Annotated in this window: 24 protein-coding genes; 10 read left to right on the top strand and 14 right to left on the bottom strand. The window is 54.1% G+C overall.

Annotated elements, in window-relative coordinates:
- Positions 1–50: 50 nt before the first annotated feature.
- The 3 genes from ACI2JR_RS06625 to ACI2JR_RS06615 form a co-directional block, all read right to left on the bottom strand.
- Complete coding sequence (locus tag ACI2JR_RS06625) at positions 51–170, bottom strand: YnaM/YnfT family protein (protein ID WP_462478157.1); 120 nt, start codon at positions 168–170, stop codon at positions 51–53.
- 33 nt (positions 171–203) lie between these two features.
- Positions 204–494 carry an acetyltransferase gene (locus tag ACI2JR_RS06620; protein ID WP_462478156.1) on the bottom strand — a complete coding sequence of 97 codons (291 nt, stop codon included), beginning with the start codon at positions 492–494 and terminating at the stop codon, positions 204–206.
- A gap of 181 nt (positions 495–675) precedes the next feature.
- Positions 676–909 (bottom strand): hypothetical protein, encoded by a 234-nt coding sequence (locus tag ACI2JR_RS06615; RefSeq protein ID WP_132728614.1) that lies wholly within the window; start codon positions 907–909, stop codon positions 676–678.
- Between the two features lie 569 nt (positions 910–1,478).
- Here ACI2JR_RS06615 and ACI2JR_RS06610 point away from each other — a divergent pair.
- The 3 genes from ACI2JR_RS06610 (at position 1,479) to ACI2JR_RS06600 (ending at position 2,350) form a co-directional block, all read left to right on the top strand.
- Positions 1,479–1,667, top strand: a complete 189-nt coding sequence (locus ACI2JR_RS06610) for a cold shock small protein YmcF (RefSeq protein ID WP_132728616.1) — start codon at positions 1,479–1,481, stop codon at positions 1,665–1,667.
- A 90-nt stretch (positions 1,668–1,757) separates the two neighbouring features.
- Entirely contained in the window at positions 1,758–1,985 is a 228-nt protein-coding gene (locus tag ACI2JR_RS06605; RefSeq protein WP_132728618.1) for a hypothetical protein, read from the top strand.
- 152 nt (positions 1,986–2,137) lie between these two features.
- Positions 2,138–2,350, top strand: coding sequence for a hypothetical protein (locus ACI2JR_RS06600; RefSeq protein ID WP_132728620.1), 213 nt, complete (start codon positions 2,138–2,140; stop codon positions 2,348–2,350).
- 109 nt (positions 2,351–2,459) lie between these two features.
- Here ACI2JR_RS06600 and ACI2JR_RS06595 read toward each other — a convergent pair whose 3' ends face one another.
- A complete protein-coding gene (locus ACI2JR_RS06595) occupies positions 2,460–2,732 on the bottom strand; it encodes a hypothetical protein (protein WP_462478155.1) in 273 nt (90 codons plus the stop codon).
- A 509-nt stretch (positions 2,733–3,241) separates the two neighbouring features.
- Here ACI2JR_RS06595 and ACI2JR_RS06590 point away from each other — a divergent pair.
- Positions 3,242–3,424, top strand: coding sequence for a hypothetical protein (locus tag ACI2JR_RS06590; RefSeq protein ID WP_132728624.1), 183 nt, complete (start codon positions 3,242–3,244; stop codon positions 3,422–3,424).
- Here the strand turns inward: ACI2JR_RS06590 and ACI2JR_RS06585 are convergent.
- Both ACI2JR_RS06585 and ACI2JR_RS06580 read right to left on the bottom strand, forming a co-directional pair.
- Positions 3,421–3,690 (bottom strand): hypothetical protein, encoded by a 270-nt coding sequence (locus tag ACI2JR_RS06585; protein WP_462478154.1) that lies wholly within the window; start codon positions 3,688–3,690, stop codon positions 3,421–3,423. The two genes, ACI2JR_RS06590 and ACI2JR_RS06585, sit on opposite strands and share 4 nt — an antisense overlap.
- A gap of 63 nt (positions 3,691–3,753) precedes the next feature.
- Positions 3,754–3,930, bottom strand: coding sequence for a YnfU family zinc-binding protein (locus ACI2JR_RS06580; RefSeq protein WP_462478153.1), 177 nt, complete (start codon positions 3,928–3,930; stop codon positions 3,754–3,756).
- A gap of 124 nt (positions 3,931–4,054) precedes the next feature.
- Here ACI2JR_RS06580 and ACI2JR_RS06575 point away from each other — a divergent pair, with 124 nt between their 5' ends.
- Positions 4,055–4,219 carry a YnfU family zinc-binding protein gene (locus ACI2JR_RS06575; RefSeq protein ID WP_243655211.1) on the top strand — a complete coding sequence of 55 codons (165 nt, stop codon included), beginning with the start codon at positions 4,055–4,057 and terminating at the stop codon, positions 4,217–4,219.
- Positions 4,220–4,338: 119 nt separating this feature from the next.
- Here ACI2JR_RS06575 and ACI2JR_RS06570 read toward each other — a convergent pair whose 3' ends face one another.
- Both ACI2JR_RS06570 and ACI2JR_RS06565 read right to left on the bottom strand, forming a co-directional pair.
- Entirely contained in the window at positions 4,339–5,205 is an 867-nt protein-coding gene (locus ACI2JR_RS06570; RefSeq protein ID WP_462478152.1) for a GNAT family N-acetyltransferase, read from the bottom strand.
- Between the two features lie 483 nt (positions 5,206–5,688).
- Complete coding sequence (locus ACI2JR_RS06565) at positions 5,689–6,804, bottom strand: alkene reductase (RefSeq protein WP_462478190.1); 1,116 nt, start codon at positions 6,802–6,804, stop codon at positions 5,689–5,691.
- A 253-nt stretch (positions 6,805–7,057) separates the two neighbouring features.
- On the opposite strand from ACI2JR_RS06565, the gene cadC reads away from it, so the two are divergent.
- The 5 genes from cadC to lysS all read left to right on the top strand — a co-directional run bounded on the left by cadC (position 7,058) and on the right by lysS (position 15,914).
- Positions 7,058–8,581 carry a lysine decarboxylation/transport transcriptional activator CadC gene (gene cadC, locus ACI2JR_RS06560; protein WP_462478151.1) on the top strand — a complete coding sequence of 508 codons (1,524 nt, stop codon included), beginning with the start codon at positions 7,058–7,060 and terminating at the stop codon, positions 8,579–8,581.
- A gap of 365 nt (positions 8,582–8,946) precedes the next feature.
- Positions 8,947–10,284 (top strand): cadaverine/lysine antiporter, encoded by a 1,338-nt coding sequence (gene cadB, locus ACI2JR_RS06555; protein WP_462478150.1) that lies wholly within the window; start codon positions 8,947–8,949, stop codon positions 10,282–10,284.
- 82 nt (positions 10,285–10,366) lie between these two features.
- Positions 10,367–12,514: a lysine decarboxylase CadA gene (gene cadA / locus ACI2JR_RS06550; RefSeq protein ID WP_132728634.1), complete on the top strand. Its 2,148-nt coding sequence runs from the start codon at positions 10,367–10,369 to the stop codon at positions 12,512–12,514.
- Between the two features lie 57 nt (positions 12,515–12,571).
- Entirely contained in the window at positions 12,572–14,047 is a 1,476-nt protein-coding gene (gene dtpD, locus ACI2JR_RS06545; protein WP_462478149.1) for a dipeptide permease DtpD, read from the top strand.
- Positions 14,048–14,396: 349 nt separating this feature from the next.
- Entirely contained in the window at positions 14,397–15,914 is a 1,518-nt protein-coding gene (gene lysS, locus ACI2JR_RS06540) for a lysine--tRNA ligase (RefSeq protein WP_132728638.1), read from the top strand.
- Between the two features lie 135 nt (positions 15,915–16,049).
- Here lysS and ACI2JR_RS06535 read toward each other — a convergent pair whose 3' ends face one another.
- The 6 genes from ACI2JR_RS06535 to ACI2JR_RS06510 all read right to left on the bottom strand — a co-directional run bounded on the left by ACI2JR_RS06535 (position 16,050) and on the right by ACI2JR_RS06510 (position 22,873).
- Complete coding sequence (locus tag ACI2JR_RS06535) at positions 16,050–16,523, bottom strand: GlcG/HbpS family heme-binding protein (protein ID WP_132728640.1); 474 nt, start codon at positions 16,521–16,523, stop codon at positions 16,050–16,052.
- A 49-nt stretch (positions 16,524–16,572) separates the two neighbouring features.
- A complete protein-coding gene (locus ACI2JR_RS06530) occupies positions 16,573–17,961 on the bottom strand; it encodes an amidohydrolase family protein (RefSeq protein ID WP_462478148.1) in 1,389 nt (462 codons plus the stop codon).
- Positions 17,962–17,977: 16 nt separating this feature from the next.
- The gene (locus ACI2JR_RS06525) at positions 17,978–18,928 is read right to left on the bottom strand and encodes a carbamate kinase family protein (protein WP_462478147.1); all 951 of its coding nucleotides are present in this window, start codon (positions 18,926–18,928) and stop codon (positions 17,978–17,980) included.
- 114 nt (positions 18,929–19,042) lie between these two features.
- Positions 19,043–20,473, bottom strand: coding sequence for a DUF1116 domain-containing protein (locus ACI2JR_RS06520; RefSeq protein ID WP_462478146.1), 1,431 nt, complete (start codon positions 20,471–20,473; stop codon positions 19,043–19,045).
- A complete protein-coding gene (gene fdrA / locus ACI2JR_RS06515; protein WP_462478189.1) occupies positions 20,473–22,020 on the bottom strand; it encodes an acyl-CoA synthetase FdrA in 1,548 nt (515 codons plus the stop codon). Before fdrA ends, ACI2JR_RS06520 begins: the two co-directional genes overlap by 1 nt.
- Positions 21,998–22,873: an oxamate carbamoyltransferase subunit AllH family protein gene (locus ACI2JR_RS06510; RefSeq protein ID WP_132728647.1), complete on the bottom strand. Its 876-nt coding sequence runs from the start codon at positions 22,871–22,873 to the stop codon at positions 21,998–22,000. The genes fdrA and ACI2JR_RS06510 overlap by 23 nt, the downstream gene beginning before the upstream one ends.
- Positions 22,874–22,898: the final 25 nt, after the last annotated feature.

Below are 22,898 nucleotides of genomic sequence, written 5' to 3'. Positions count from 1 at the left end.
TAAAATATCTAAGATTTAACAGCTGCACGAATATTAAGTATAGATGAAATTTATATATCCGTTGCGTCCGGGTTATTTGAAACAGCAATCCATAGTATCGACAAGGAAAATAGAGCCAGCGCCGCGATGGAGCCGATAATACCGAGGTAAATTAATAAGGTAATAAACATGGTGAGGACCTTTAGCGTTGCGAATGGTGGATGTTATATTTTCTTGAAATCAATCGACAAGCTCTCTTCCAGAGCATCGATTGCCAACTGTAACGGCACGTGTTTATCTGCCCAGGTTTTTTTCGCCTGCGGGCTTTTCAGGCAGCTTAATAGCGAACCGGCGCTGATCGGCACTCCGGCTCTGATGGTCTCCAGTACCGCATCCCCGATAATAGCCCTGACCGTCGGTAGCTGTGAGGGAAAGCAAAAAAAAGTGTTCGCCGCTTTCATGTTGACAACCTCAATGAAAATATCCAGAGTACAATCTCCAGTGTTCATTGACATAAAATGACATTTCCCTGGAACGAGACTCTATTGTTCGTTGCTGACCAGTTACGACAATGCGCCTTTTTATCCACTAAAGATACTCTTTAATTTTTATTCGATGAAATAACTAAAAAGGCTATTGATTTGAAGATGATAACCTCCGTGCGTGAAGGATAAACCGGCACAATGGCCGGAGTGGTTATAATTTTCCGTTTACTCTTTGATTATCCGCCAGAACATCGATCGCCGTTTGCAGAGCAATCTTATCATCGCGGCGCTTTTGGGTCCGTTGCAGTACCTGAAGATACTCACGTAACGTTCTGGCATTGATAGGGCGACCGAGCTTTCCGACTTCAAGCACGGCATTACCCAGAATTATCTTAACGGGCGGGAGCTGCGCAGGGTACCAATCAAGGGTGTCTTCCGATTTCATAGCAAAAATCTCCGGGAAAGGTAGTGTAGCATAATACAGGCCACGCGTGGGCCCCGCGGCAATGATTAAGTTATTAAATAACAGGAAAATGTGTCAGTATCAGTCAGTATATGCATAGATTTTTTTGCCAGCACCAGGGTTAAAAAAACGTGAAAAAATAAGCCTTGCCAATATATCGTTAATGTGCGTTAATGACTTTAACGGTTTGAGTCTTAAAAGTTATCTGCAACAGTTTCTGAATTTTCTCATCGCTTTTATCTTCTGATATCTCCTTTTGGGTATTTTCTCTGTGATAAATTTTCTACAGACCTGATATGCCCAAGGGCTAATAAAAAAACTAACAACATTGTAAAGGAAATCACTACCGGGAAATAATGATTAAGCAGGTGAAAAACCTCAGGTTAATCATGAAAAGAACGAACGCAGAGCGCATTTGCATCTTTGTCTTCTGTGCTACCCGGTGATTTCGACACTATCCTTGACCTTGAAAACCACAGAAAGCGTTTTCACCAGAGTATAACCTCTTGTCCCTGCGGTAGTGAATGTTGTCGCACATAAAGGCTAGCATTATGACGGAATACATTCATTTCAGGTGCCCATGTTGTCATGGGTCACAATACAGAACATCCAACTACGATGTGTCTGAAAAAAATCCATTTGGCGCAAAATGTATCTTTTGTAAAACATCCATGATTACATTTGACAATATTGCTCCTTACATCACCAGCGGCGCAGCGTCGATGGAATGTCGGAAATAACCTAAAAATGCCCCGGAGCGGGGCTTTTTTGTTTTCATTATCCAATGTGTGGCATCGCCATCATTGCTCTTGCATCCAGGCGGTCAACTCATGAAGAAAGTTATTGTTTTTTTCAATGCAGCACCAGCAGTCGTCGTGACGATAATGCTGGGCGTAACAACAATATTACGTGAGTATCCTAATGGCGAACAAACGCATCTGCAGATCATGTCCGCTGAGTTTCCTTCCTTAACCGGCGATCACCGCGTGGTACACGTCGCTTCCGATCGCGATTTAACGTCAGCCGATATTCAAAACGCGGCGGTAAAACTGTTGTAGTTGCCGGGCCAGGAACGGCCGACAGACAGCCGGGAACGCTTTTAAATCCTTATCCTTGCGGAGGATAGGGAGGCTGTGCATGTTTTAACGGATGAACCCCTGCCCGGTGCCTATAATTGAGATGAGTGTGTCCCGATTTGAGGTAAAACCATATGATTACGCACCCGGAAGTTCGACGCTGGGCATCGGTCATGCTGATGTCCGCTTTGCGTGGCGAGATGTCCCAGGAGGAGATCCTGAAGCAGGTTCATATGATTTGTGAGAACCATGGTTCGGCGTGTCTCGAGGATCTTATCGATGAAATTCTCATTGAAGCGGGCCGCATTGGGGCAGGGCATAGCGACGGCTCGTTTTATCAACATTAACGGAGAGGCTTGATGCTCTTTGCTTTTGGATAATCAGCGCTCGCCGGCTCGCTATTTGCCACTACGGCCAACTTTGTCTGGCGCCATCGCTTAGCCAGCGCTGCGGGTATTAAAACACAATCGTGAACGAACCCTTTTCATCGGAGATGGTCAGCTCTTTTCTGGCGGCTACCCACACCATTTCCTGATTTTTAGAACTAAAATAAGAGGCGTCTCTTATTTTCTCTTCACCAAAATCGAAGGTAATTTCGACAGGATGGACAGTAATGTCAATCATATAGCGACGGCCATCGACATAACCTTGTACGCTGGCGGTAATCTGTTTTCCAATCCCGATATCGGTACGACAATTTTGCGCATGGGTTGTTGATTTTTCGGTCATTTCTTTTCTCTTTTTCGTCCGTAGTCATTCGGATATGAAAGAACATTACCATATCTCATTCATCGTATTATGGCTAAATTACGACTCGTACCATTTATCTTATTTTTATCTTTTCCGTAATATTTAATATGGAAATTATATCATTATTAGTGAATGCATCCAGAAATGGCGCTTATAAACGCCTGATGCCATAGGCTTGTACCACCGCTATTTCTGTCAGCTCTGCTGATGGTTATCTGATAAGCGGGCCAGGGGCCGCGGTCACTAATGACATGAGATACCTCCTGATAGCCATAAGGAAGATGTTTGACTCCACGACGACTTTCCAGAGAGCGCGATGCCAGAGGCAGAGGGCAAAAGAGATAAGGCAACTGCTTACTTAATTATAGATGAAGATCGTGCGATCGACGGCTATATCCGCTTTGTCGGCGAACGATGACCTGAGCGACGAGCGTTTATCCGTTTTCACCTATAATGAAGGGGAAACGCGATACATTGACAGGAGGGGAATGATGACAGTTTATTTACGTAGCACCATTACCGGAAAAATCCTTACCCAGGAAGAGTGGCAGCACTCCGTAAATGAATGGGAAGATGAAGGCGGAACGCCTTCACCCGCGGATGAGTTTATCGAAGTGGTGAAGGACCGTGACGGAAACTGGGTGGAGAAAAATAACCCTAAACCGGGTTAATCTTCCTGAAAACGCCTTTCAGACTCAATTTCGCTAATGTATTCAAAGGGAAGTAAATTGATGTTTGCATTATTCATCAACCAGCCCGGCTTTTCTCTTCTGAGCACTGTGCCGGGAATAAAACAGCCGTTCGCGACGCTGCGAATCAGGGCAAATTTACCGTTGGTGAATTTAACCCGATGAATACAGACAGGATGTGACTTCTCACCGCGAAGCTGCGTTTCGATCACATACCCATCAAGAATATCTTCACTGTGTTTTTTCATGATTCGCTACTCGTCTGCAAAATAAATAATCTGGATTGATTATTTATATTTCTGACCAGCCCGCTATCCGCCGATACAAGAACAATCTGAGGGGAGAAATATCAGGCTACAATAGGCGCATTGCAATGGGTTATCTCTGCGCATATCTCTGGCTTTCTGCTCGGTGACGTGTGAACATTCCGGGCATTTAACCTCAACGGGGCGTTCTTTGAAGTGCCTAAGTCCACTGGAATATGACATGAGTCGTCTCTTCTGCAGGTGGAGGTACCACCTTACCCCATCCGCGGAACAATAGCGCTATGTTTGTGTGTTTTTTAATCAGTTGATGGTATGATAGACCACATTCATTAAGCAGGTAAAGCTTATGTCATTCTTCGACAACGCAGTGAAGCGTTTTACTTCCACCTCTGAGGCTACGGTAACCTGTCCGGAATGCGGGCATAAATCGCGGCAGCCGGTGAGAAAAATTAAAAGCGGAGCGGCGTTGCTGTGTCCGCGCTGTAAAGCATTGTTTGTCATCTCTAAATAAAGCCGACTCCCATCATCTTTCACGCTGCCCGCAGGCATCCTGAAAGATGTTGTGCTGCCGTCGTTTCGCCGCGGCGCCGGCCGGCGGCGCTGGCAATACGGGCAGGGCTGCTGCTGCGTTCAGGCATGCGAGAGCGTAGGGAACATCATCTTCCGGCCTTTAAAGATATTTTCTTTAGCCGAATAGATGAACAGAAAATCATCGCTTTCTATCTTTTCATACTCACCAGGGCGATCTTCCTTCGGCGTAAAGCCTAACATCACCTGTTGCGTATGCTCTGCCGCGAGCTCATTAACGATTTTCGTCATTGAATTCTCGCCATCACAGAAAATATCAAAGCAAATCAATGTATGATCGTTTTGCAGCGCAATCACCACGGCATTATTTTTTTCCGAATAATAGACGAAGTGCTTCATAAAGGCCGAGCAGTAAAACATCAATAAACCGAAGTTATCGTATGCCGAGAGCTGAGCAAACGGGTTAGATTTATGATAATAGTGTTTGAGCACCTCGACATCGCTCTCTTTGTCCATATTGAGCTTGCGGAAATCCCCGGGCGTCGGCATGACTGGCAGGGTATACTGGTACTCATCGGTTTGCTCAAAACCAAACTTGGGATAGAAATCGATGGTGGTGGAGTTAGCGAAGAGAAAAATGCCGTCGGCCCGATCTTGCCAGTCCACGAGGATCTGATTAATCAACTGGCTAGCCAGTCCCTTATCGCGATGATCGGTTTCGGTCATCACGGTGCCAATCTGGATATAGCGCTTACGTTGGCCCTGCCACAGCAGATCGATGATATTCGCGGAAGCATTGGCAATCACGTTATTATGATCGACAAAAGCATAAGGAATGTATGATTCAGTCCAGTAACCTTTTTTGTACCAATCCTTAAAAGAGAGGTCAAAGGTCTTAATGGCCAAATTAATGAAGCTGTTTCTTAACACATCATCATGTAAAACCTGCTTAACTAATTTGTATTTCATCGGTCTGTATTCCTTTTTATAAACTTTGCTACCCGACATCACTTCTGCCAAATTAATATTGCAAAAATATTGGCTCATTTATGCGTTGAGTATGGACTTTTCCCGATGTTTGTACAGTCTGTTGCCCGCAGTCGTGTCTCAGGACGTTGGCTCGGTCACAGTACGGCACAGTAAAGAGGGCAGGCGGCTCGGAAGCCAGAGGACTGGAAGGACGACAATGGTCAGGAATAAGCCTCCTGTCGCGCAAATTTCCCGCAGCAGGTTTCACCGGTAAAACTTATTTAAGCGGTGAATGAATGTCTATTAACTCTTACGTATGCCTGGCAATAAATGAAATGCCCTGTTGCTCATCGTTAATTCACATCTTAAACCATAAACCACGTTTAAGATGTGAAATGCATTGCCGAAGCGTTTGATGCCGGAGGCTGCTGTGCCCAACCGGCGTTTACCGCTGTGCGACCTTATGGCGCCTGCAGCCGAATATCAGCGCGCCTGTTTCACCGCTATGGCAGGGTAGTCGAGATAGCCCTCTTTACCGCCGCCGAAGAACGTCTCTTTAACCGGCTGATTAAGCGGTAGCTGATGTTGCAGGCGATAGGGCAGATCGGGGTTGGCGATAAACGGGCGGCCAAAGCCAATCAGGTCGGCCCAGCCGTTCGCCAGCGCCTCCTGCGCCCGCTCAACGGTATATTTCCCGGAGTATATCAGCGTGCCGCGGAAGATCATGCGCAGCGCTTCTTTAAACGCCGCAGGCATCACCGGCGCGTCATCCCAGTCGGCTTCAGCGATATGAATATAGGCAATACCAATCTCATTCAGCACGTTGGCAGCCGCCAGATAGGTGGCTTCCGGAGTATCATCCTTCGACCCCATCAGCGTGGTCAACGGCGCGAGACGGATCCCAACTTTTTCTTTGCCAATGGCCGCCGCGACGGCTTCTACGACTTCGCGTAAAAAACGCAGGCGATGGGATAGCGAACCGCCATATTCATCGTTGCGCTGGTTTTCGCGGGAATCAATAAACTGGTTAATGAGATACCCATTGGCGCCGTGCAGTTCCACGCCGTCAAACCCGGCTTCCATCGCATTGCGGGCCGCCTGAGCATACTGTGCAACGATGGCCGCAATCTCTTCTCTCGTCAGCGCTCTCGGCATGGAGTGCTGCACCATCTCGCCGACGCCGTTTTCCGGGCCACGGCCTTCGACATCGACAAACACCTTGACCCCTTGCGCCTGAATCGCCGATGAGGAAACCGGCGCGGCGTGGTCTGGCTGTAAAATGGTATGCGAGACGCGGCCCACATGCCACAGCTGGGCAAACATCGTCCCGCCGGCGCGATGCACCGCATCGGTCACTTTTCGCCAGCCCGCGATCTGCTGTGCGCTGTAAATGCCAGGCGTCCAGGCATAGCCCTGGCCCTGTTGGCTAATCTGCGTGCCTTCGCTGATAATCAATCCTGCGCTGGCGCGTTGTGCGTAATACTCCGCCATTTGCCCGGTGGCCACATTGCCTGCTCCGGCGCGGGAGCGGGTCATCGGGGGCATCACAATCCGGTTTTTCAGCATCACTGCCGGCAGAGAATAATGGTCAAATAACATCATGCGTCTCCATTTATAGCCTATCTGATCAGGCGTTGAACGAGGTAATGGACGCAGAATAGACCCTGGCTATCCCATAAGAAATGACACAGATGTTAATAGACTATTGCTCATTTTGTTTAGAAATAAAAACTGGTTAAGGCGTTTAAATGCAGAGCGATATAACGTGATAAAGGTAATGACCCCTATCATAAATAGGTAGGGGAAATGTGTTATCATCCCGCCCTTCCCTTTTCGTTTTGGGCTCTTTTTTATGCAACAACCTGTTGTTCGCGTGGGAGAATGGCTGGTTACACCCTCTATCAACCAAATCAGTCGGAAGGGGCGTCAGCTAACTCTTGAACCGCGTTTAATCGATCTTCTGGTTTTCTTCGCTCGCCACCCTGATGAAGTGCTCAGCAGAGACGAGCTTATCGATAATGTCTGGACGCGTAACGTGGTGACCAGCCACGTCGTGACGCAAAGCATTTCTGAGTTACGTAAGTCATTGAAAGATAGCGATGAAGGTAGCCTGGAATATATTGCGACGGTGCCAAAGCGTGGCTATAAGCTTACGGTCCCGGTGATCTGGTGTACGGAAGAGGGGGAAGAACCCGCGCCGGTTATTACGCCAGCGGCCCCTGTCGCGGAGCCCACGTCTCCGGCCTCAGCCGCTGAGGCCGCGCCGGTCCAGCCGGCGTCGGTGAAACCAGAAAAGCGCAAACGCATCGCCACGTTTTGGGTGTGGATCCTGTTCCTGCTGGCGCTCGCAAGCTGCGTGGCGCTGGTTGCGCTGTCGACGATCGAGTCGCGGCCACCGGTCAATAAGGCGCGTCTGCTGTTGAACCCGCGTGATATCGATATCCACCTGCTGAAAGGCAACTCCTGCACCAACTGGGCATCGCAGCACTCCTATGCGGTGGGGTTGGGCAGCCTGGCGACCACCTCGCTGAATACCTTCTCCACCTTTATGGTGCATGACAAAACCAACTACAACATTAATGAGCCCAGCAGTTCAGGCAAAACGCTGACGATTGAGTTCGTCAATCAGCGGCACTACCGCGCCCAGCAGTGTTTTATGTCGGTGCAGATGGTGGATAACGCCGACGGCTCAACGATGATGGACAAGCGCTATTTCATCACCAGCGATAACCAGCTGTCGATTCAAAACGATCTGCTGAGCAGCTTATCGCAGGCGCTCAAGCAGCCGTGGCCAGCGCGTATGCAGGAGATGCTGAGACAGTATCAACCCTCGCACAGTACCGCGCTTACCCACTTCTACCAGGCGCATCAGCTATTAATGAATGGTGATGTCGACTCCTTAGGCAAAGCCAGCGCGCTGCTTGATGATGTGATTAAAGACTCTCCGGACTTTACCTACGCGTATGCGGAAAAAACGCTGGTCGATGTATTACGCCATTCGCAGCAGCCGCTGGATAAAGAACAGCTCAGCGCGCTGTATGCCGAAATCACCCGGGTTGGCGATATGCCGGGGATCAAAGATATGGCGATATTTTACCAGATTAAAACGGTGGATTTATTAGGCCAGGGGAAAGTCGATGAAGCCTATACTGCGATTAATACCGGTATCGATCTGGAAATGTCGTGGATGAATTACGTCCTGTTGGGTAAAGTCTACGAAATGAAAGGGGAGAACCGCGAAGCCGCGGATGCCTATCTCACCGCATTTAATTTGCGTCCAGGAGAGAACACTTTTTACTGGATCGAAAATGCGGTATTTCAGACCTCGCTGACCCGCGTGGTCCCTTATCTCGATAACTTCCTCTCTTCAGAATAAGTAAACCCTCATCATGCTCATGGTTTTGAGTATGGTGAGGTTAAACTTATGTTTCTCATGAAGGCGCAGTTTGTTATATGTATTTGACATTTACTGGCCGCGATATAACACAATTTCAATACCGCACTCTCGCCATAACCTCATGTAAGTAAACGATGTTTATCTTTTTATGATATCAATATGTCATCCTGATATGTTAATTGAAAAAGGTCAAAATATCATTTGTCTGATGTTTTCTGTTATTTCACTTTATCTTTAGGACTTATTTTCGGTGAGTCATTAAGCTGGTTGGCAGTTGGTCGGGTCAATAAAAGGTTCACTATCATGATCTGTACCTCCAAAATAAACTTAGGAGAAAAGCAAACATGAGTTCTGCCAAGAAGATAGGGCTATTTGCCTGTACCGGCGTGGTCGCTGGTAATATGATGGGGAGCGGTATTGCATTATTACCTGCGAACCTCGCCAGCATCGGTGGTATTGCTATCTGGGGATGGGTGATTTCTATTATTGGCGCCATGTCTCTGGCTTATGTTTATGCCCGAATGGCAAAAAAGAATCCACAGCAGGGGGGGCCAATTGCCTATGCCGGGGAAATATCACCGGCGTTCGGTTTCCAGACCGGCGTGCTTTATTATCATGCCAACTGGATCGGTAACCTGGCTATCGGGATTACCGCCGTTTCTTATCTTTCTACCTTCTTCCCGATTCTGAATAACCCTATTCCGGCGGGTATCGCCTGTATTGCCATCGTCTGGATATTCACCTTCGTGAATATGCTCGGCGGGACCTGGGTAAGCCGTCTGACCACAATTGGCCTGGTACTGGTATTAATTCCGGTGGTGATGACCGCGGTCATCGGCTGGCACTGGTTTGACGCAGCGACCTATCAGGCAAACTGGAACACCTCCAGTACGCCTGACAGCCACGCGGTGATCAAAAGTATTCTGCTCTGCCTGTGGGCCTTCGTCGGCGTTGAATCCGCCGCCGTCAGCACCGGGATGGTGAAAAACCCGAAACGTACCGTTCCGCTGGCAACCATGCTGGGCACCGCGATGGCGGGCGTGGTGTATATCGCCGCGACGCAGGTTATCGCCGGGATGTACCCTGCGGCTCAGATGGCAGCCTCCGGCGCGCCGTTCGCCATCAGTGCCTCCACCATCCTTGGCGGCTGGGCCGCTCCGGTGGTTTCCGCCTTCACCGCCTTTGCCTGCCTGACTTCGTTGGGCTCGTGGATGATGCTGGTGGGCCAGGCCGGCGTCCGTGCGGCTAACGACGGCAACTTCCCGAAAGTGTATGGCGAAGTTGATAGCAACGGTATTCCGAAAAAAGGCCTGCTGCTGGCGGCGGTGAAAATGACCGCGCTGATGGTGCTGATTACTCTGATGAACTCCAGCGGGGGTAAAGCCTCCGACCTGTTCGGTGAACTGACCGGTATCGCCGTCCTGTTGACCATGCTGCCTTATTTCTACTCCTGCGTTGACCTGATTCGCTTCGAAGGCATCAACATTCGCAACCTGGTTAGCCTGATTTGTTCCGTGCTGGGCTGCGCGTTCTGCTTCATCGCCCTGATGGGGGCAAGCTCCTTCGAGCTGGCCGGCACCTTTATCGTCAGCCTGATTATCCTGATGTTCTACGGCCGCAAAATGCACCAGCTTCAGCACGAAAACGACACCACTGACAGCTCTGCCGCCAGCGCGCATTAATCCGTAACCCTTTTTCCTGGAGCTCCTTCCTGCACCTGTCACCACGTGACGGGAGGGGCTCTGCATATCTGGAGATTCGACTATGAACGTTATCGCAATCATGAATCACATGGGCGTCTACTTTAAAGAAGAGCCTATCCGTGAACTGCATCGCGCCCTTGAACGCCTGGACTTCCGTATTGTCTATCCGAACGACCGCGAAGATTTACTGAAACTTATCGAAAACAACGCTCGTCTGTGCGGGGTGATCTTCGACTGGGATAAATACAATCTCGAACTGTGCGAAGAAATCAGCAAACTGAACGAATATATGCCGCTGTACGCCTTCGCTAACACCTACTCCACGCTGGATGTGAGCCTCAACGATCTGCGGATGCAGGTCCGTTTCTTCGAATATGCGCTGGGGGCCGCCGATGATATCGCCGATAAAATCAAACAGAACACCGATGAGTACATCGACACCATTCTGCCGCCGCTGACCAAAGCGCTGTTCAAATACGTACGCGAAGGCAAATACACCTTCTGCACCCCGGGCCATATGGGCGGTACCGCCTTCCAGAAAAGCCCGGTCGGCAGCATCTTCTATGATTTCTTTGGTTCCAACACCATGAAATCAGATATCTCGATTTCGGTTTCTGAACTGGGTTCTCTGCTTGACCACAGCGGCCCGCACAAAGAAGCGGAAGAGTACATCGCCCGCGTCTTCAATGCTGAACGCAGCTACATGGTGACCAACGGTACCTCGACGGCCAACAAAATCGTCGGCATGTATTCCGCCCCGGCCGGCAGCACCGTGCTGATCGACCGTAACTGCCACAAATCGCTGACCCATCTGATGATGATGAGCGATATTACGCCGATTTACTTCCGCCCAACCCGTAACGCCTACGGGATCCTCGGCGGCATTCCGCAGAGTGAATTCCAGCGGGCGACCATCGCCAAACGGGTCAAAGAGACGCCGAATGCGACCTGGCCGGTACACGCGGTTATCACCAACTCCACCTATGATGGTCTGCTGTATAACACCGATTTCATCAAGAAAACGCTGGATGTGAAATCCATCCACTTTGACTCCGCCTGGGTGCCTTACACCAACTTCTCGCCAATCTATGCCGGTAAATGCGGGATGAGCGGCGGCCGTGTGGAAGGGAAGGTGATTTACGAAACCCAGTCCACGCACAAACTGCTGGCGGCATTCTCCCAGGCTTCGATGATCCACGTAAAAGGGGATGTCAACGAAGAGACCTTTAACGAAGCCTACATGATGCATACCACCACCTCTCCGCACTACGGCGTGGTGGCTTCCACCGAAACCGCCGCGGCGATGATGAAAGGCAACGCCGGTAAGCGTCTGATTGATGGCTCAATTGAACGTTCTATTAAGTTCCGTAAAGAGATCAAACGCCTGAAAGGTGAATCGGAAGGCTGGTTCTTCGATGTCTGGCAGCCGGAACATATCGATGGCCCGGAATGCTGGCCGCTGCGCTCCGACAGCGCATGGCACGGTTTCAAAAACATCGATAACGAACACATGTACCTCGATCCGATCAAAGTCACTCTGCTGACCCCGGGGATGAAGAAAGACGGTACCATGGATGAGTTCGGTATTCCGGCCAGCATCGTGGCGAAATACCTCGACGAACACGGCATCGTGGTCGAGAAAACCGGCCCGTACAACCTGCTGTTCCTGTTCAGCATCGGTATCGACAAAACCAAAGCGCTGAGCCTGCTGCGCGCGTTGACCGACTTTAAACGCGCTTTCGACCTGAACCTGCGCGTGAAAAACATGCTGCCGTCGCTGTACCGTGAAGATCCTGAATTCTATGAAAACATGCGCGTTCAGGAACTGGCGCAGAACATTCACAAACTGATTGAGCATCACAACCTGCCGGATCTGATGTTCCGCGCATTCGAAGTGCTGCCGACCATGATGGTGACGCCGTACGTTGCCTTCCAGAAAGAGCTGCACGGGCAAACCGAAGAGGTGTATCTCGAAGAGATGGTGGGCCGCGTCAACGCCAACATGATCCTGCCGTATCCTCCGGGAGTTCCGCTGGTGATGCCGGGTGAAATGATCACCGAAGAGAGCCGTCCGGTACTGGAGTTCCTGCAGATGCTGTGCGAAATCGGCGCCCATTACCCGGGCTTCGAAACCGATATCCACGGGGCATATCGTCAGGCCGATGGTCGTTACACCGTCAAGGTGCTGAAAGAAGAAAACAACAAGTAATTGAAGCTCCAGGGAAGTGGCTTGCCACTTCCCTTTTTCACGCTGCAAGGAGACCTCATGAAAACACCCTCACAGCCGCGCGCGATCTATTACATCGTCGCGATCCAAATCTGGGAATATTTCAGCTTTTACGGCATGCGTGCCTTACTCATTCTCTATCTCACCCATCAGCTCGGTTTTGATGACAGCCACGCCATCAGTCTGTTCAGCGCTTACGCTTCTCTGGTTTACGTTACCCCTATTCTCGGCGGCTGGCTTGCCGACCGCCTGCTTGGCAATCGCACGGCGGTGATTGCCGGCGCGCTGTTGATGACCCTCGGCCACGTAGTGCTGGGCGTTGAATCCGATGCCACCTGGAGTTTGTACCTCGCGCTGGCGATCATTATTTGCGGCTACGGTCTGTTCAAATCCAACATCAGCTGCCTGCTCGGCGAACTGTATGCCAGCGACGATCCCCGTCGCGACGGCGGCTTTTCGCTGCTTTACGCGGCGGGCAACGTCGGTTCGATCGCCGCGCCTATCGCCTGCGGCCTGGCGGCGCAGTGGTATGGCTGGCACATTGGCTTTGCGCTGGCGGGTATCGGCATGTTTATCGGGCTGCTGATCTTCCTAAGCGGTCATCGCCATTTCAGCCACACCCGCGGCGTCGACCAGCGGGCGCTGCGGACGGTGAAGTTTGTACTGCCCACCTGGGGCTGGCTGGTGGTGATGCTGGGCGTGGCGCCGGTGTTCTTCACGTTGTTGCTGGAAAATAACTGGTCTGGCTATCTGCTGGCTATCGTCTGCGTGTTTGCCGCGCAAATGGTCGCGCGAATGATGATCTCTTCCCCGCAGCACCGGCGCGCGCTGTGGCAAATCGTCCTGCTGATGCTGGCCGGTACGCTGTTCTGGGTGCTGGCGCAGCAGGGCGGGAGTTCGATCAGCCTGTTTATCGATCGCTTTGTGAACCGCCAGCTGTTCAATATCGCCGTGCCGACCGCGCTGTTTCAGTCGGTGAATGCCATTGCCGTGATGGCGGCAGGCGTGGTTCTCGCCTGGCTGCTGCGCCCGGAAGGCAACACCCGTTCCGTGGTTCACGTCTGGCTGAAATTTGCCTTTGGTCTGCTGCTGATGGGCTGCGGATTTATGCTGTTGGCCCTCAATGCCCGTCGCGGCGCCGTCGATGGTCAGGCCTCGATGGGGCTGATGGTCGGCGGTCTGGCGCTAATGGGCTTTGCCGAGCTGTTTATCGACCCGGTGGCAATGGCGCAGATTACCCGTCTGAATATGCCGGCGGTGACCGGCGTGCTGACCGGGATCTACATGCTGGCGACCGGCGCGGTCGCCAACTGGCTGGCGGGGCTGGTGGCGCAGGAAACCATCGAATCTCAGATCGGCGAAACGGCAATCAGCGCCTATCAGCACTTCTTTTCACAAATGGGCGAGTGGACGCTGGGCTGTGTGGCGGTGATGGTCATTTTGACTTTCGGGGCGGCCTGTTGCGTGGGTAAACGCCGTACTGCCACCGGCGATCTTCCCGGAGGCGGCGCGTAGCGCCTTATCCGGGCCGGTTCGAACCCGTCGTCCCGGTCAGCGCTGCGCGACCGGGGAATTTCCCGGAGCTGGCGTAAGTCTGCTCCTTGCATCGTTTAGCTGTCAGGAGGAGGATATTCTGGCGATATGGCGAGCCAGCGAATGAAAAAACTTTAGTTTTCCTGGTGCTGAGTGAGATCAGCCTGAAGTGAGGCCAGGTTAGTTAATATTCTATCGTGCGATTTTTGGCGGTGATGCCGGAGACCGACTGCGCACTGGTGTCGGGACCCGCACTCGCCAGGCCGCGCTGGATAGCTGGCCTGGTCAATTTATCGAAGCAAGTTTGTAAGCAGGGTTATGAGGAACCAACATGTCTGAACAACAAGCACAAAGTGCCGATGAGGCAATTGACCTTAATAATGAACTGAAAAGCCGTCGTGAAAAGCTGGCTGCGCTCCGCGAGCAGGGTATCCCGTTCCCGAATGATTTTCGCCGTGACCATACTTCTGACCAGTTGCACAGCGAATTCGATGACAAGGATAACGAAACGCTCACCTCCTTGAATGTTGACGTCTCTGTGGCTGGCCGCATGATGACCCGACGCATCATGGGGAAAGCCTCTTTCGTCACCTTGCAGGACGTCGGCGGCCGTATTCAGCTGTACGTTGCGCGCGACGATCTGCCGGAAGGCGTCTACAACGAGCAGTTCAAAAAATGGGACCTCGGCGACATCATTGCCGCGCGCGGTAAGCTGTTCAAAACCCAAACCGGCGAGCTGTCTATCCACTGCAGCGAACTGCGCCTGCTGACCAAAGCCCTGCGCCCGCTGCCGGACAAATTCCACGGCCTGCAGGATCAGGAAGTTCGCTATCGCCAGCGCTATCTGGATCTGATCGCCAACGACGAATCGCGCCACACCTTTAAAGTTCGCTCGCAGATCCTTGCCACGATGCGTCAGTTCATGGTGGCCCGCGGCTTTATGGAAGTGGAAACCCCGATGATGCAGGTGATCCCCGGCGGCGCGTCTGCCCGTCCGTTCATCACCCATCACAACGCGCTGGATCTGGACATGTACCTGCGTATCGCGCCGGAACTGTACCTGAAACGCCTGGTGGTGGGCGGCTTCGAACGCGTGTTCGAGATCAACCGCAACTTCCGTAACGAAGGGATCTCCGTCCGTCATAACCCCGAGTTCACCATGATGGAGCTCTACATGGCGTATGCGGACTATAAGGATCTGATCGCGCTGACTGAAGCGCTATTCCGCACCCTGGCGCAAACCGTGCTGGGTACAACACAGGTGCCGTATGGCGACCAGATTTTTGACTTCGGTAAGCCGTTTGAAAAACTGACTATGCGCGAAGCTATCAAGAAATACCGTCCGCAAACCGAGATGGCGGATCTGGATAACTTCGATGCGGCGCAAGCCATCGCTGAGTCCATCGGCATTAACGTTGAGAAGAGCTGGGGTCTGGGCCGCATCGTCACTGAAATCTTTGACGAAGTGGCGGAAGCGCATCTGATTCAGCCGACCTTTATCACCGAGTATCCGGCCGAGGTTTCACCGCTGGCGCGCCGCAATGACGTGAATCCGGAGATTACCGACCGCTTTGAGTTCTTCATTGGCGGTCGTGAAATCGGCAACGGCTTCAGCGAACTGAACGACGCCGAAGATCAGGCCCAGCGCTTCCAGGAGCAGGTCAACGCGAAAGCGGCCGGTGACGATGAAGCGATGTTCTACGACGAAGACTACGTGACGGCGCTGGAATATGGCCTGCCGCCGACGGCGGGCCTGGGTATCGGTATCGACCGTATGGTGATGCTGTTCACCAACAGCCACACCATCCGCGACGTTATTCTGTTCCCGGCAATGCGTCCGCAGAAATAGGTCTCTGTGAAAACAAAGCCCCCTTGCTCGTCAGAGCCAGGGGGCTTTTTTATCCTTACGCGCCGTATGGACGATCTCCGGATGGCGCCGGGTCGGTAGCCCCCGGGAAGCGCAGCGCGACCGGGGGAGTGTGAATCACCGCGTCTTATCGAGCGCTTCCTGGGCGCAGCTCTCATCGAGCTGGCCGCCGGGGGCGCCGCCGATACCGATAGCGCCAATCACCTTGCTGTCGACCTTAACCGGCAGGCCGCCGGCCAGCAGCAGGAAACCTGGGATATCCGACATATGCTGCGCTCCGGGATTTTTCTGCGCGCTCTCCATCACTTTGCCGCTGGCGGTTTTCGTGGATAACGCGGTCCAGGCTTTCCGGAAGCTGGCTTGCACGGTATGCGGACCAGCATTATCCATGCGCTGGGAGGCGAGGGTCACGCCGGAACGGTCAACCACGGTGACGCTCACGGGGTAGCCTCTGGCCTGGCAGGCGGCAATGGCCGCGTCGGCGAGCCTGTTGGCCTGCTCAAGAGAGAGCGTCGGCACCGTCAGTCCGGCGGCAGCGGCGCTGCCTGCCATGCAGAGGGTCAGGGCAGCCAGCAAGCGGTATTTCTTCATGTTAATCATCCTTTTTGGCAATAAAACGCGCGGCAGCAGGCGTCGGAGATTACGCGCCCACTCTACCCCAGACCATCTGGCCGTTATGGAACGTGGCGGTGCGGGGAGAAATGCGCGCCACCGCTTCGGCGGAACAGGAGGCGTCAACCAGCACAAAGCTGGCGTCGTCCTGCGCTTTCGGCCACACCCGCTCGCCTTTATCATTCAGCGGCAGCACGTCGCCGGTGGCGATCGCCAGCGAGCGGGAGAGCGTCTGTTCGTTCGGGCGAATATAGAGCTGGGCATAGAGATTGGCTTTCTCCAGCATGTCGCCGAGGCCATACGGCGACCAGTGGTCAATCACGCTGTCGGTCCCGGTCATCACAAACACCCCTTTATCGCGCAGCTGCTGCAGCGGCATATGTAAGGTGCCAATCGGCACGGTGGAGGCGATGGTAATCTGCTGGGCCGCCATGCGGCTGGCGATGGCGTCAACCTGCCGTTCGTCCAGCGTTGCCAGCGCAAAAGCGTGGCTGATGGTCAGTTTGCCTTTGAGCTCCGGGGTTTTCTCCACGGTTTCCACCATGTAGTTCAGCGCCGCAACGCCCGCCGGGCTGGTTTCATGCAGGTGGATATCGACCCCTTTGTGATAATCCACGGCTATCTGGAACATCGTATCGAGGGATTTTTCCATCGCCCCATCGACGTGAGTAGGATCGAGCCCGCCGACGTAGTGCGCGCCGGCCTGCATCGCTTCGCGTACCAGCGGTTCTGATTTTGACAGCAGTAAACCGTGCTGCGGGAAGGCGACGATTTCACAGGCGAAGCCTGCCTGGCGACGCGCCAGCACCGCCTGCAGGTTTTCGAGATTCTTCAATCCGGAGGTCGGCTCGATATTGCAGTGGCTGCGGGCGATCGTCGACCCTTTCGACTGGATCAGATCGATCAGCTTTTCGGCGTGCTGCTGGGTGTAGGGCTGCAGTTCCGGCAGCAGCTTCTGCTCAAGCTTAATCATATCCTGAATGGTGGTGCCTGCCGGGCGGTTCAGCGAACGCCACGGGCCGCCGTAAAAGGTTTTATCCAGATGAATGTGCATATCGCGCATCGCCGGGAGCATCAGCTTGCCACCGGCATCGTAGTGGGGAAGGGTGGCGTCAGGATGGCTTTTATTACTGCGCACGGCGATGATCTTACCGGCGCCGATCTCCAACGTTTGCAGCTCGGTACGGGTGTGTACGACCACGTCATGTTGATACTCAAAGCCGCTTTCCAGCAGGACGTTATCGAGATAGTAATGCTTATCCTCAGGGTTCATCATCCCTTTCGGCCCGCAGGCGGTGACGGGCGTATTACTGCTGCCGGCATAGACGGCCGGCGCCGCGGCGGCCAGCAGGGCGGCGGCAGTGACCATTTTTCCACTTTGGCTGAGAAATTCGCGACGGCTATGGTCTTTATTCATGTTTCTTCCTTTTGTCTCAGTCGTACACAATATGGGTACCGGTCTCCCCGCGCAGCGCGGCGGGTAAGCACTCCGGCGAGGTAATAATCACCCGTTTGCCGCCGTGTTTTAAAAACGCAAGGCTGGCGACAATTTTGGGCAGCATGCTTCCCGCCGGGAAATGGCCTTCCTGCATATAGCGGGTCATGTCGCGGGCGTTGACCGTGCCCAGCGCCCGTTGGTTGGGTTGAGCGAAATGGATACAGACCTGCTCAACGCCGGTGGTGATGACCAGGATGTCGGCATGGATCTCGCGGGCCAGCAGGGCGGTTGACAGGTCTTTATCAATGACCGCGTCCACGCTTTGATAATCCCCCTGCGCGTCGCGGACAACCGGGATACCGCCGCCGCCGGCGCCAATCACCACGAACCCTTGTCGGGTCAACGCTTGTATGGCCTGCGCTTCGACGATACGTTTTGGTTCCGGCGAGGCGACGACCCGGCGGTAGCCGCGCCCGGCATCTTCGACAAAGCGCCAGTCCGGGTGAGCCCGCTGTAGCTCATCCCGCTGGGCGGCGCTGAAGAAGGCGCCGATCGGTTTGCTGGGATTGGCAAAGCCGGGATCGTTGTTATCCACCTCGACCTGAGTGACCACGGTCACCGCTTTTTGCTCGCCGCGATGGGCCAGGCGGTTATTTAACGCCTGCTGAATCAGATAGCCGATGCCGCCCTGGGTGTCGGCAACGCAGTTGGCCAGCGGCGTCAACGGCAGGCCTTCATGCTCATGGGCGATTTCCGCGCGGCGTAAATCCAGCCCGACCTGCGGGCCGTTACCGTGAGTCAGGACGATATGGTAGTCCGATGCCAGCATCTCCAGCACCGTGTCCGCCACGACCTTAACCGCCTCAGACTGATGTTCAATCGACTGGCTGGCGTTATCTTTGATGATGCTGTTGCCGCCAATGGCAACGACCACGAGTTCTTTCATAGTGTTGGTATCCGCTACAGAGGGCGATGGTCTTATTGTTGTTATCGCTATGGCTCCGGTAAGCGCAGCGCGACCGGGGAAAAATCCCGGACGGCTGCTGACGCTTTATCCGGGTTATCGGCTGGGTGACACGGCGTATCGTTCACACCAGCGGAGAATCGCTTTTTCAAAACAGGCGAAGGGCGGATGGACAATCCCGGCGCCGATCATGCCGATGCCCGCGTCTTTGTGCGCGATCGCGGTGTTGATCACCGGCAGGATGCCGCTGCTGCCGACGCGGGTAATATCGATAGCGGTCGGCACACCCATAAATCCGAGCAGCGGAATGGTGACGTTCGGATTTTCACCGAGGGTGATTTCCCCCATCTGGCGGGAGAAATCAATAGCCTCTTCAACCGTGCCGCCGACCAGGGCAACGATAGCCGGCGCCGTCGCCATGGCGAAACCGCCGATGCCGTAGGTTTCGGTAATCGCGCTGTCGCCGATATCAAGACCGGAATCCTCCGGCTGATAGCCGGCAAACATCGGGCCGATAACCTGCTGCGCCGGGCCGGTGAACCACTCTCCCGGCAGGCCGCTGACCCGCAGGCCGAACTCAACGCCGTTGCGCGCCATGGTGGTGACCACGGTGCTGTATTCAATGCCGTGGGCGGCGTCCATCGCCGCTTTGCACATCGCCATCCACGTCGGGCCGGAGAAGTAGTCGCTGCTGGCGACGAATTCAAACACTTCGCGCTGCTGTTCAACCGGATAGCCGGCCTGGATGATGCCCGGCGTCAACGCCTGAATCAGCAGGGTGGTGCCGGCGTTATTGCGGTTGTGGCACTCGTCGCCCATATGCAGAGCCTGCGCCAGCATTAAGCGCAGATCGATTTCGCCGATAATTTTCATGGCGTCACGCAGCATCGGCCCCTGGACGTCGCGCATCCAGATCAGCCTGTCGATCACGCTCTGGTCGTTGGCCCCCATGCGCAGGATCTTCGCCATCTGTTCGCTCATGTTGGTAAACGCGATGTTGCCGTAGGTTTTATTCTCGACAATGTGCATGAACATCGAGGCGGAGGTGACGCCCGCCATCGAACCGACGCAGTCGTGTTCGTGGCACGGTGAGAAGGTGATCTCGCCGGAAGCGGCCAGTGCGGCGGCTTCGTCAAGATCCTGCGCCAACCCTTCAAACACCAGCGCCCCGGTGACCGCGCCCTTCATCGCCCCGCACATTTTTTCCCAGCTCACCGGCGGCCCGGCATGGAGAATGGTTTTTGCCGTCATACCGGGCACGACGTTAATCGCCTGATCAAAGCCCGTCAGCACCGGGTGCGACTGGACAATGCGCTCCAGCGCCCGTTGGTTAGCGGCGGCGATTTTCTCTGCCAGCGGCGAGTCGGCAATGCTGTCCACGGCGTTGACCACCTGCATATTGCCCTGGCCAGGAGGCGTCCAGTCGAGCTGGGTCACCGCGGTATGCTGCTTTTTCAGGTCTTCGCTGAACAGGGCGATGCCGACATTAATAACGTTCAGCGGCTGGCTAAATAGTGACTGGCTCATCAGGTATTCTCCCCTTTACGGATTAATTCGCGCGCCAGCAGGCCGGTCTCGGTACTGCTGTTTGCCAGAATTACGCCCGCGTCGCGCAGCATCTGGCGCTGTTGCTCCAGCGATGGCGTGTCGATGTCGGTTCCCAGCACATAGCCGAGGATCGGCAGATGACGCCCGTCGGCGGCGGCAATGGCTTGCGCCTCGCCGATCGCGGCGATCGTGACGCCCACCGGATCGTGATGGGATCCGAATCCGAGGACAAAATCCATCACGATCGCCGCCACTTCCGGATCGCGGGCTTCCTGCAGCAGGCGCTGGATGCGGTGAGTGGGGTCGATCATCGGGTGGGGCCTGCCGTTGGTAAAATCGTCATCGCCAAAATCGAGAAGGGTATGCTTGATACTGCGGTTGATGTCCTGCAGACGGAAGGCCGGATCGGGCTGGATATTACTGTAGACCCCGGCATGCTGTTCCAGTACCGCGAACAGGGTTTCGTCGCACAGGGTTCCGCCGCAGAACAGGCCGCGCAGGTATTTTTGCTGCGGCGTCAGGCGGGCGCGAGCGTCGGCGATCGGTGCCGGGTTGCGCGGCGGCAGATCGCGATTTTCCGGCTTGATGCCCGCGAGGAGCAGCGCTTTTCGCGCGGCTTCCAGAGTCCCTCGGGCATACTGCAGGCCGCTTTCATCCGCCGGCGGTTCAGCGCGCCCGAGGAAACAGGCGACTACCGGCTTGCGGCAGGCGCGCGCGCGCGCCAGCACGTTACGCGCCACCGCCGGAGCAGGGGGTTTGGATATCAGAGCGATGATTTCCGTTTGCGGATCCTCTTCCAGCATTCGGATGGCCTCCAGCATCATCAGACCGCCGATTTTCTCGCTCAGGTCGCGACCGCCGGTGCCGATAAGCTGTGAGATCCCGCCGCCGAATTCATGAATCCGTACGCTCAGCTCCTGGCTCCCGGTGCCGGAGGCGCCGATGATACCGATATTGCCGCGCCGTACCGCGTTAGCAAAACACAGAGCGGTACCGTTAATGATGGCGGTACCGCAGTCCGGCCCCATCATCAGCAGCCCTTTTTGCTGAGCCAGCTGTTTAAGCGCCAGCTCGTCATCGAGGGAGACGTTATCGGAAAACAGCATCACGTTGAGATCGTTTTGCAGCGCCTGACGCGCTTCGCGGGCGGCAAACAGCCCGTTGACCGAGATCACCGCCAGATTGCTGTCCGTCAGATGCTTTTTGGCGCTGGTGAGGATGGCGTAGCGGGCTTCGTACGCGCCGCCTGCGGCTTTATGGTTGAACAGAGCTTCAATGTCCGCGAGGAGCTGCCCGCCGTCGGCCCCCTCGACGCCTTTAATCACTATCATCAGATCGCCGTTTTTGGCCTCGCTGAGTTCCGGCGTCAGCAGGCCCAGATTTTTCAGCACCCCTTTGTTCATTTCGGTGGCCATCGCCACAAACGCCTGCTCAACGCCGTCGAGTTGATTGGCGCGAGTGGATATCGACATCAACGAAACAGAATCAAAATACGTATTCTTTTTAACCACTATTTTGACTGACATCATTCCCTCCATATATTTGACTCAGCGCGCAGGCATCCGCGATGCCATACAGCATGTCGCAGCCGGAACTCGAGCCAATATTTTTAATAGCGTTAATCGTCCGTCCGGGAAAACGGTCCGGGTTATTCATCAGGCCATCAATCAGTGCCGCAATATTTTCCCGATAGCGCTGATTGATGGCGGCCTCTAAGGTCATCGCGCTCAATAAGGTGGTATTTTTTCTGGCACATTGCAGCGCCGATAAAAACGCGGGTTTATATTTTTCCGCCGGGTGATGATGAATAAATAAAATAATACTGAGGCCCACCAGATAATCATCTGCCGACGGCGTCAGACCGATACCCAGCCCCACCATGCGGGCCACCGCCTCGGTAATATTGCGTCCTTGTTTTAGCGCGGCGAATAGCGCGGCGCGTCGGTGTTGTAATTGCCTGGCGATTTCCTGATAAAACGGATTATCGCCGCGGTAGAGAAATAACGTTTCATGCGCATGTAGCTGCTGATGGATAGCCTGACTCCATCGCTGCCAGGGAATGCGTTGCAAACGGTCGCCATCCAGCGCGGGTTTCGCCATCTGCCAGCGGCCGCAGGATGAGGTTGCTATCCATTTGTCATCGCCAATTGCGACTCCTGAATCCAGAAACCGCACCGTCTCACCCGGTCGAAACAGGTCATCTAAGTGTGTGAACGCTAACCGACAGCTATTGGGCGCATTATCGTAGCCCTGGCACAGCAGCGTTAGCAGACGCTGCTGTCCGGGAATCAACAGGTTTACCGCCCGGGAAAAGACCTGTTCAACCCGTCCGCTGCCGCGCTCAGAGAGAAAACTCTCATCCGCAGTTAGCGCTTGCACACACCGCCGTTGAGGGGTATCGATA

The sequence above is a fragment of the Klebsiella sp. NPDC088457 genome, from assembly GCF_044900465.1.
GTDB lineage: Bacteria > Pseudomonadota > Gammaproteobacteria > Enterobacterales > Enterobacteriaceae > Klebsiella.
This window is presented reverse-complemented; position numbering and strand designations above follow the sequence as displayed.

Excerpts from the sequence above, each read along its gene's own strand:
- lysS (WP_132728638.1), top strand. The coding sequence starts at position 14,397 with ATGTCTGAACAACAAGCACAAAGTGCCGATGAGGCAATTGACCTTAAT.
- ACI2JR_RS06605 (WP_132728618.1), top strand. The coding sequence starts at position 1,758 with ATGAAGAAAGTTATTGTTTTTTTCAATGCAGCACCAGCAGTCGTCGTG.
- ACI2JR_RS06625 (WP_462478157.1), bottom strand. The coding sequence starts at position 170 with ATGTTTATTACCTTATTAATTTACCTCGGTATTATCGGCTCCATCGCG.
- cadA (WP_132728634.1), top strand. The coding sequence starts at position 10,367 with ATGAACGTTATCGCAATCATGAATCACATGGGCGTCTACTTTAAAGAA.
- ACI2JR_RS06600 (WP_132728620.1), top strand. The coding sequence starts at position 2,138 with ATGATTACGCACCCGGAAGTTCGACGCTGGGCATCGGTCATGCTGATG.
- ACI2JR_RS06620 (WP_462478156.1), bottom strand. The coding sequence starts at position 494 with ATGTCAATGAACACTGGAGATTGTACTCTGGATATTTTCATTGAGGTT.
- fdrA (WP_462478189.1), bottom strand. The coding sequence starts at position 22,020 with ATGTCAGTCAAAATAGTGGTTAAAAAGAATACGTATTTTGATTCTGTT.
- ACI2JR_RS06610 (WP_132728616.1), top strand. The coding sequence starts at position 1,479 with ATGACGGAATACATTCATTTCAGGTGCCCATGTTGTCATGGGTCACAA.
- ACI2JR_RS06575 (WP_243655211.1), top strand. The coding sequence starts at position 4,055 with ATGTCATTCTTCGACAACGCAGTGAAGCGTTTTACTTCCACCTCTGAG.
- cadB (WP_462478150.1), top strand. The coding sequence starts at position 8,947 with ATGAGTTCTGCCAAGAAGATAGGGCTATTTGCCTGTACCGGCGTGGTC.
- ACI2JR_RS06520 (WP_462478146.1), bottom strand. The coding sequence starts at position 20,473 with ATGAGCCAGTCACTATTTAGCCAGCCGCTGAACGTTATTAATGTCGGC.
- ACI2JR_RS06535 (WP_132728640.1), bottom strand. The coding sequence starts at position 16,523 with ATGAAGAAATACCGCTTGCTGGCTGCCCTGACCCTCTGCATGGCAGGC.
- ACI2JR_RS06570 (WP_462478152.1), bottom strand. The coding sequence starts at position 5,205 with ATGAAATACAAATTAGTTAAGCAGGTTTTACATGATGATGTGTTAAGA.
- ACI2JR_RS06590 (WP_132728624.1), top strand. The coding sequence starts at position 3,242 with ATGATGACAGTTTATTTACGTAGCACCATTACCGGAAAAATCCTTACC.
- ACI2JR_RS06585 (WP_462478154.1), bottom strand. The coding sequence starts at position 3,690 with ATGAAAAAACACAGTGAAGATATTCTTGATGGGTATGTGATCGAAACG.
- dtpD (WP_462478149.1), top strand. The coding sequence starts at position 12,572 with ATGAAAACACCCTCACAGCCGCGCGCGATCTATTACATCGTCGCGATC.
- ACI2JR_RS06595 (WP_462478155.1), bottom strand. The coding sequence starts at position 2,732 with ATGACCGAAAAATCAACAACCCATGCGCAAAATTGTCGTACCGATATC.
- ACI2JR_RS06530 (WP_462478148.1), bottom strand. The coding sequence starts at position 17,961 with ATGAATAAAGACCATAGCCGTCGCGAATTTCTCAGCCAAAGTGGAAAA.
- ACI2JR_RS06565 (WP_462478190.1), bottom strand. The coding sequence starts at position 6,804 with ATGTTATTTGACCATTATTCTCTGCCGGCAGTGATGCTGAAAAACCGG.
- ACI2JR_RS06580 (WP_462478153.1), bottom strand. The coding sequence starts at position 3,930 with ATGTCATATTCCAGTGGACTTAGGCACTTCAAAGAACGCCCCGTTGAG.
- cadC (WP_462478151.1), top strand. The coding sequence starts at position 7,058 with ATGCAACAACCTGTTGTTCGCGTGGGAGAATGGCTGGTTACACCCTCT.
- ACI2JR_RS06615 (WP_132728614.1), bottom strand. The coding sequence starts at position 909 with ATGAAATCGGAAGACACCCTTGATTGGTACCCTGCGCAGCTCCCGCCC.
- ACI2JR_RS06525 (WP_462478147.1), bottom strand. The coding sequence starts at position 18,928 with ATGAAAGAACTCGTGGTCGTTGCCATTGGCGGCAACAGCATCATCAAA.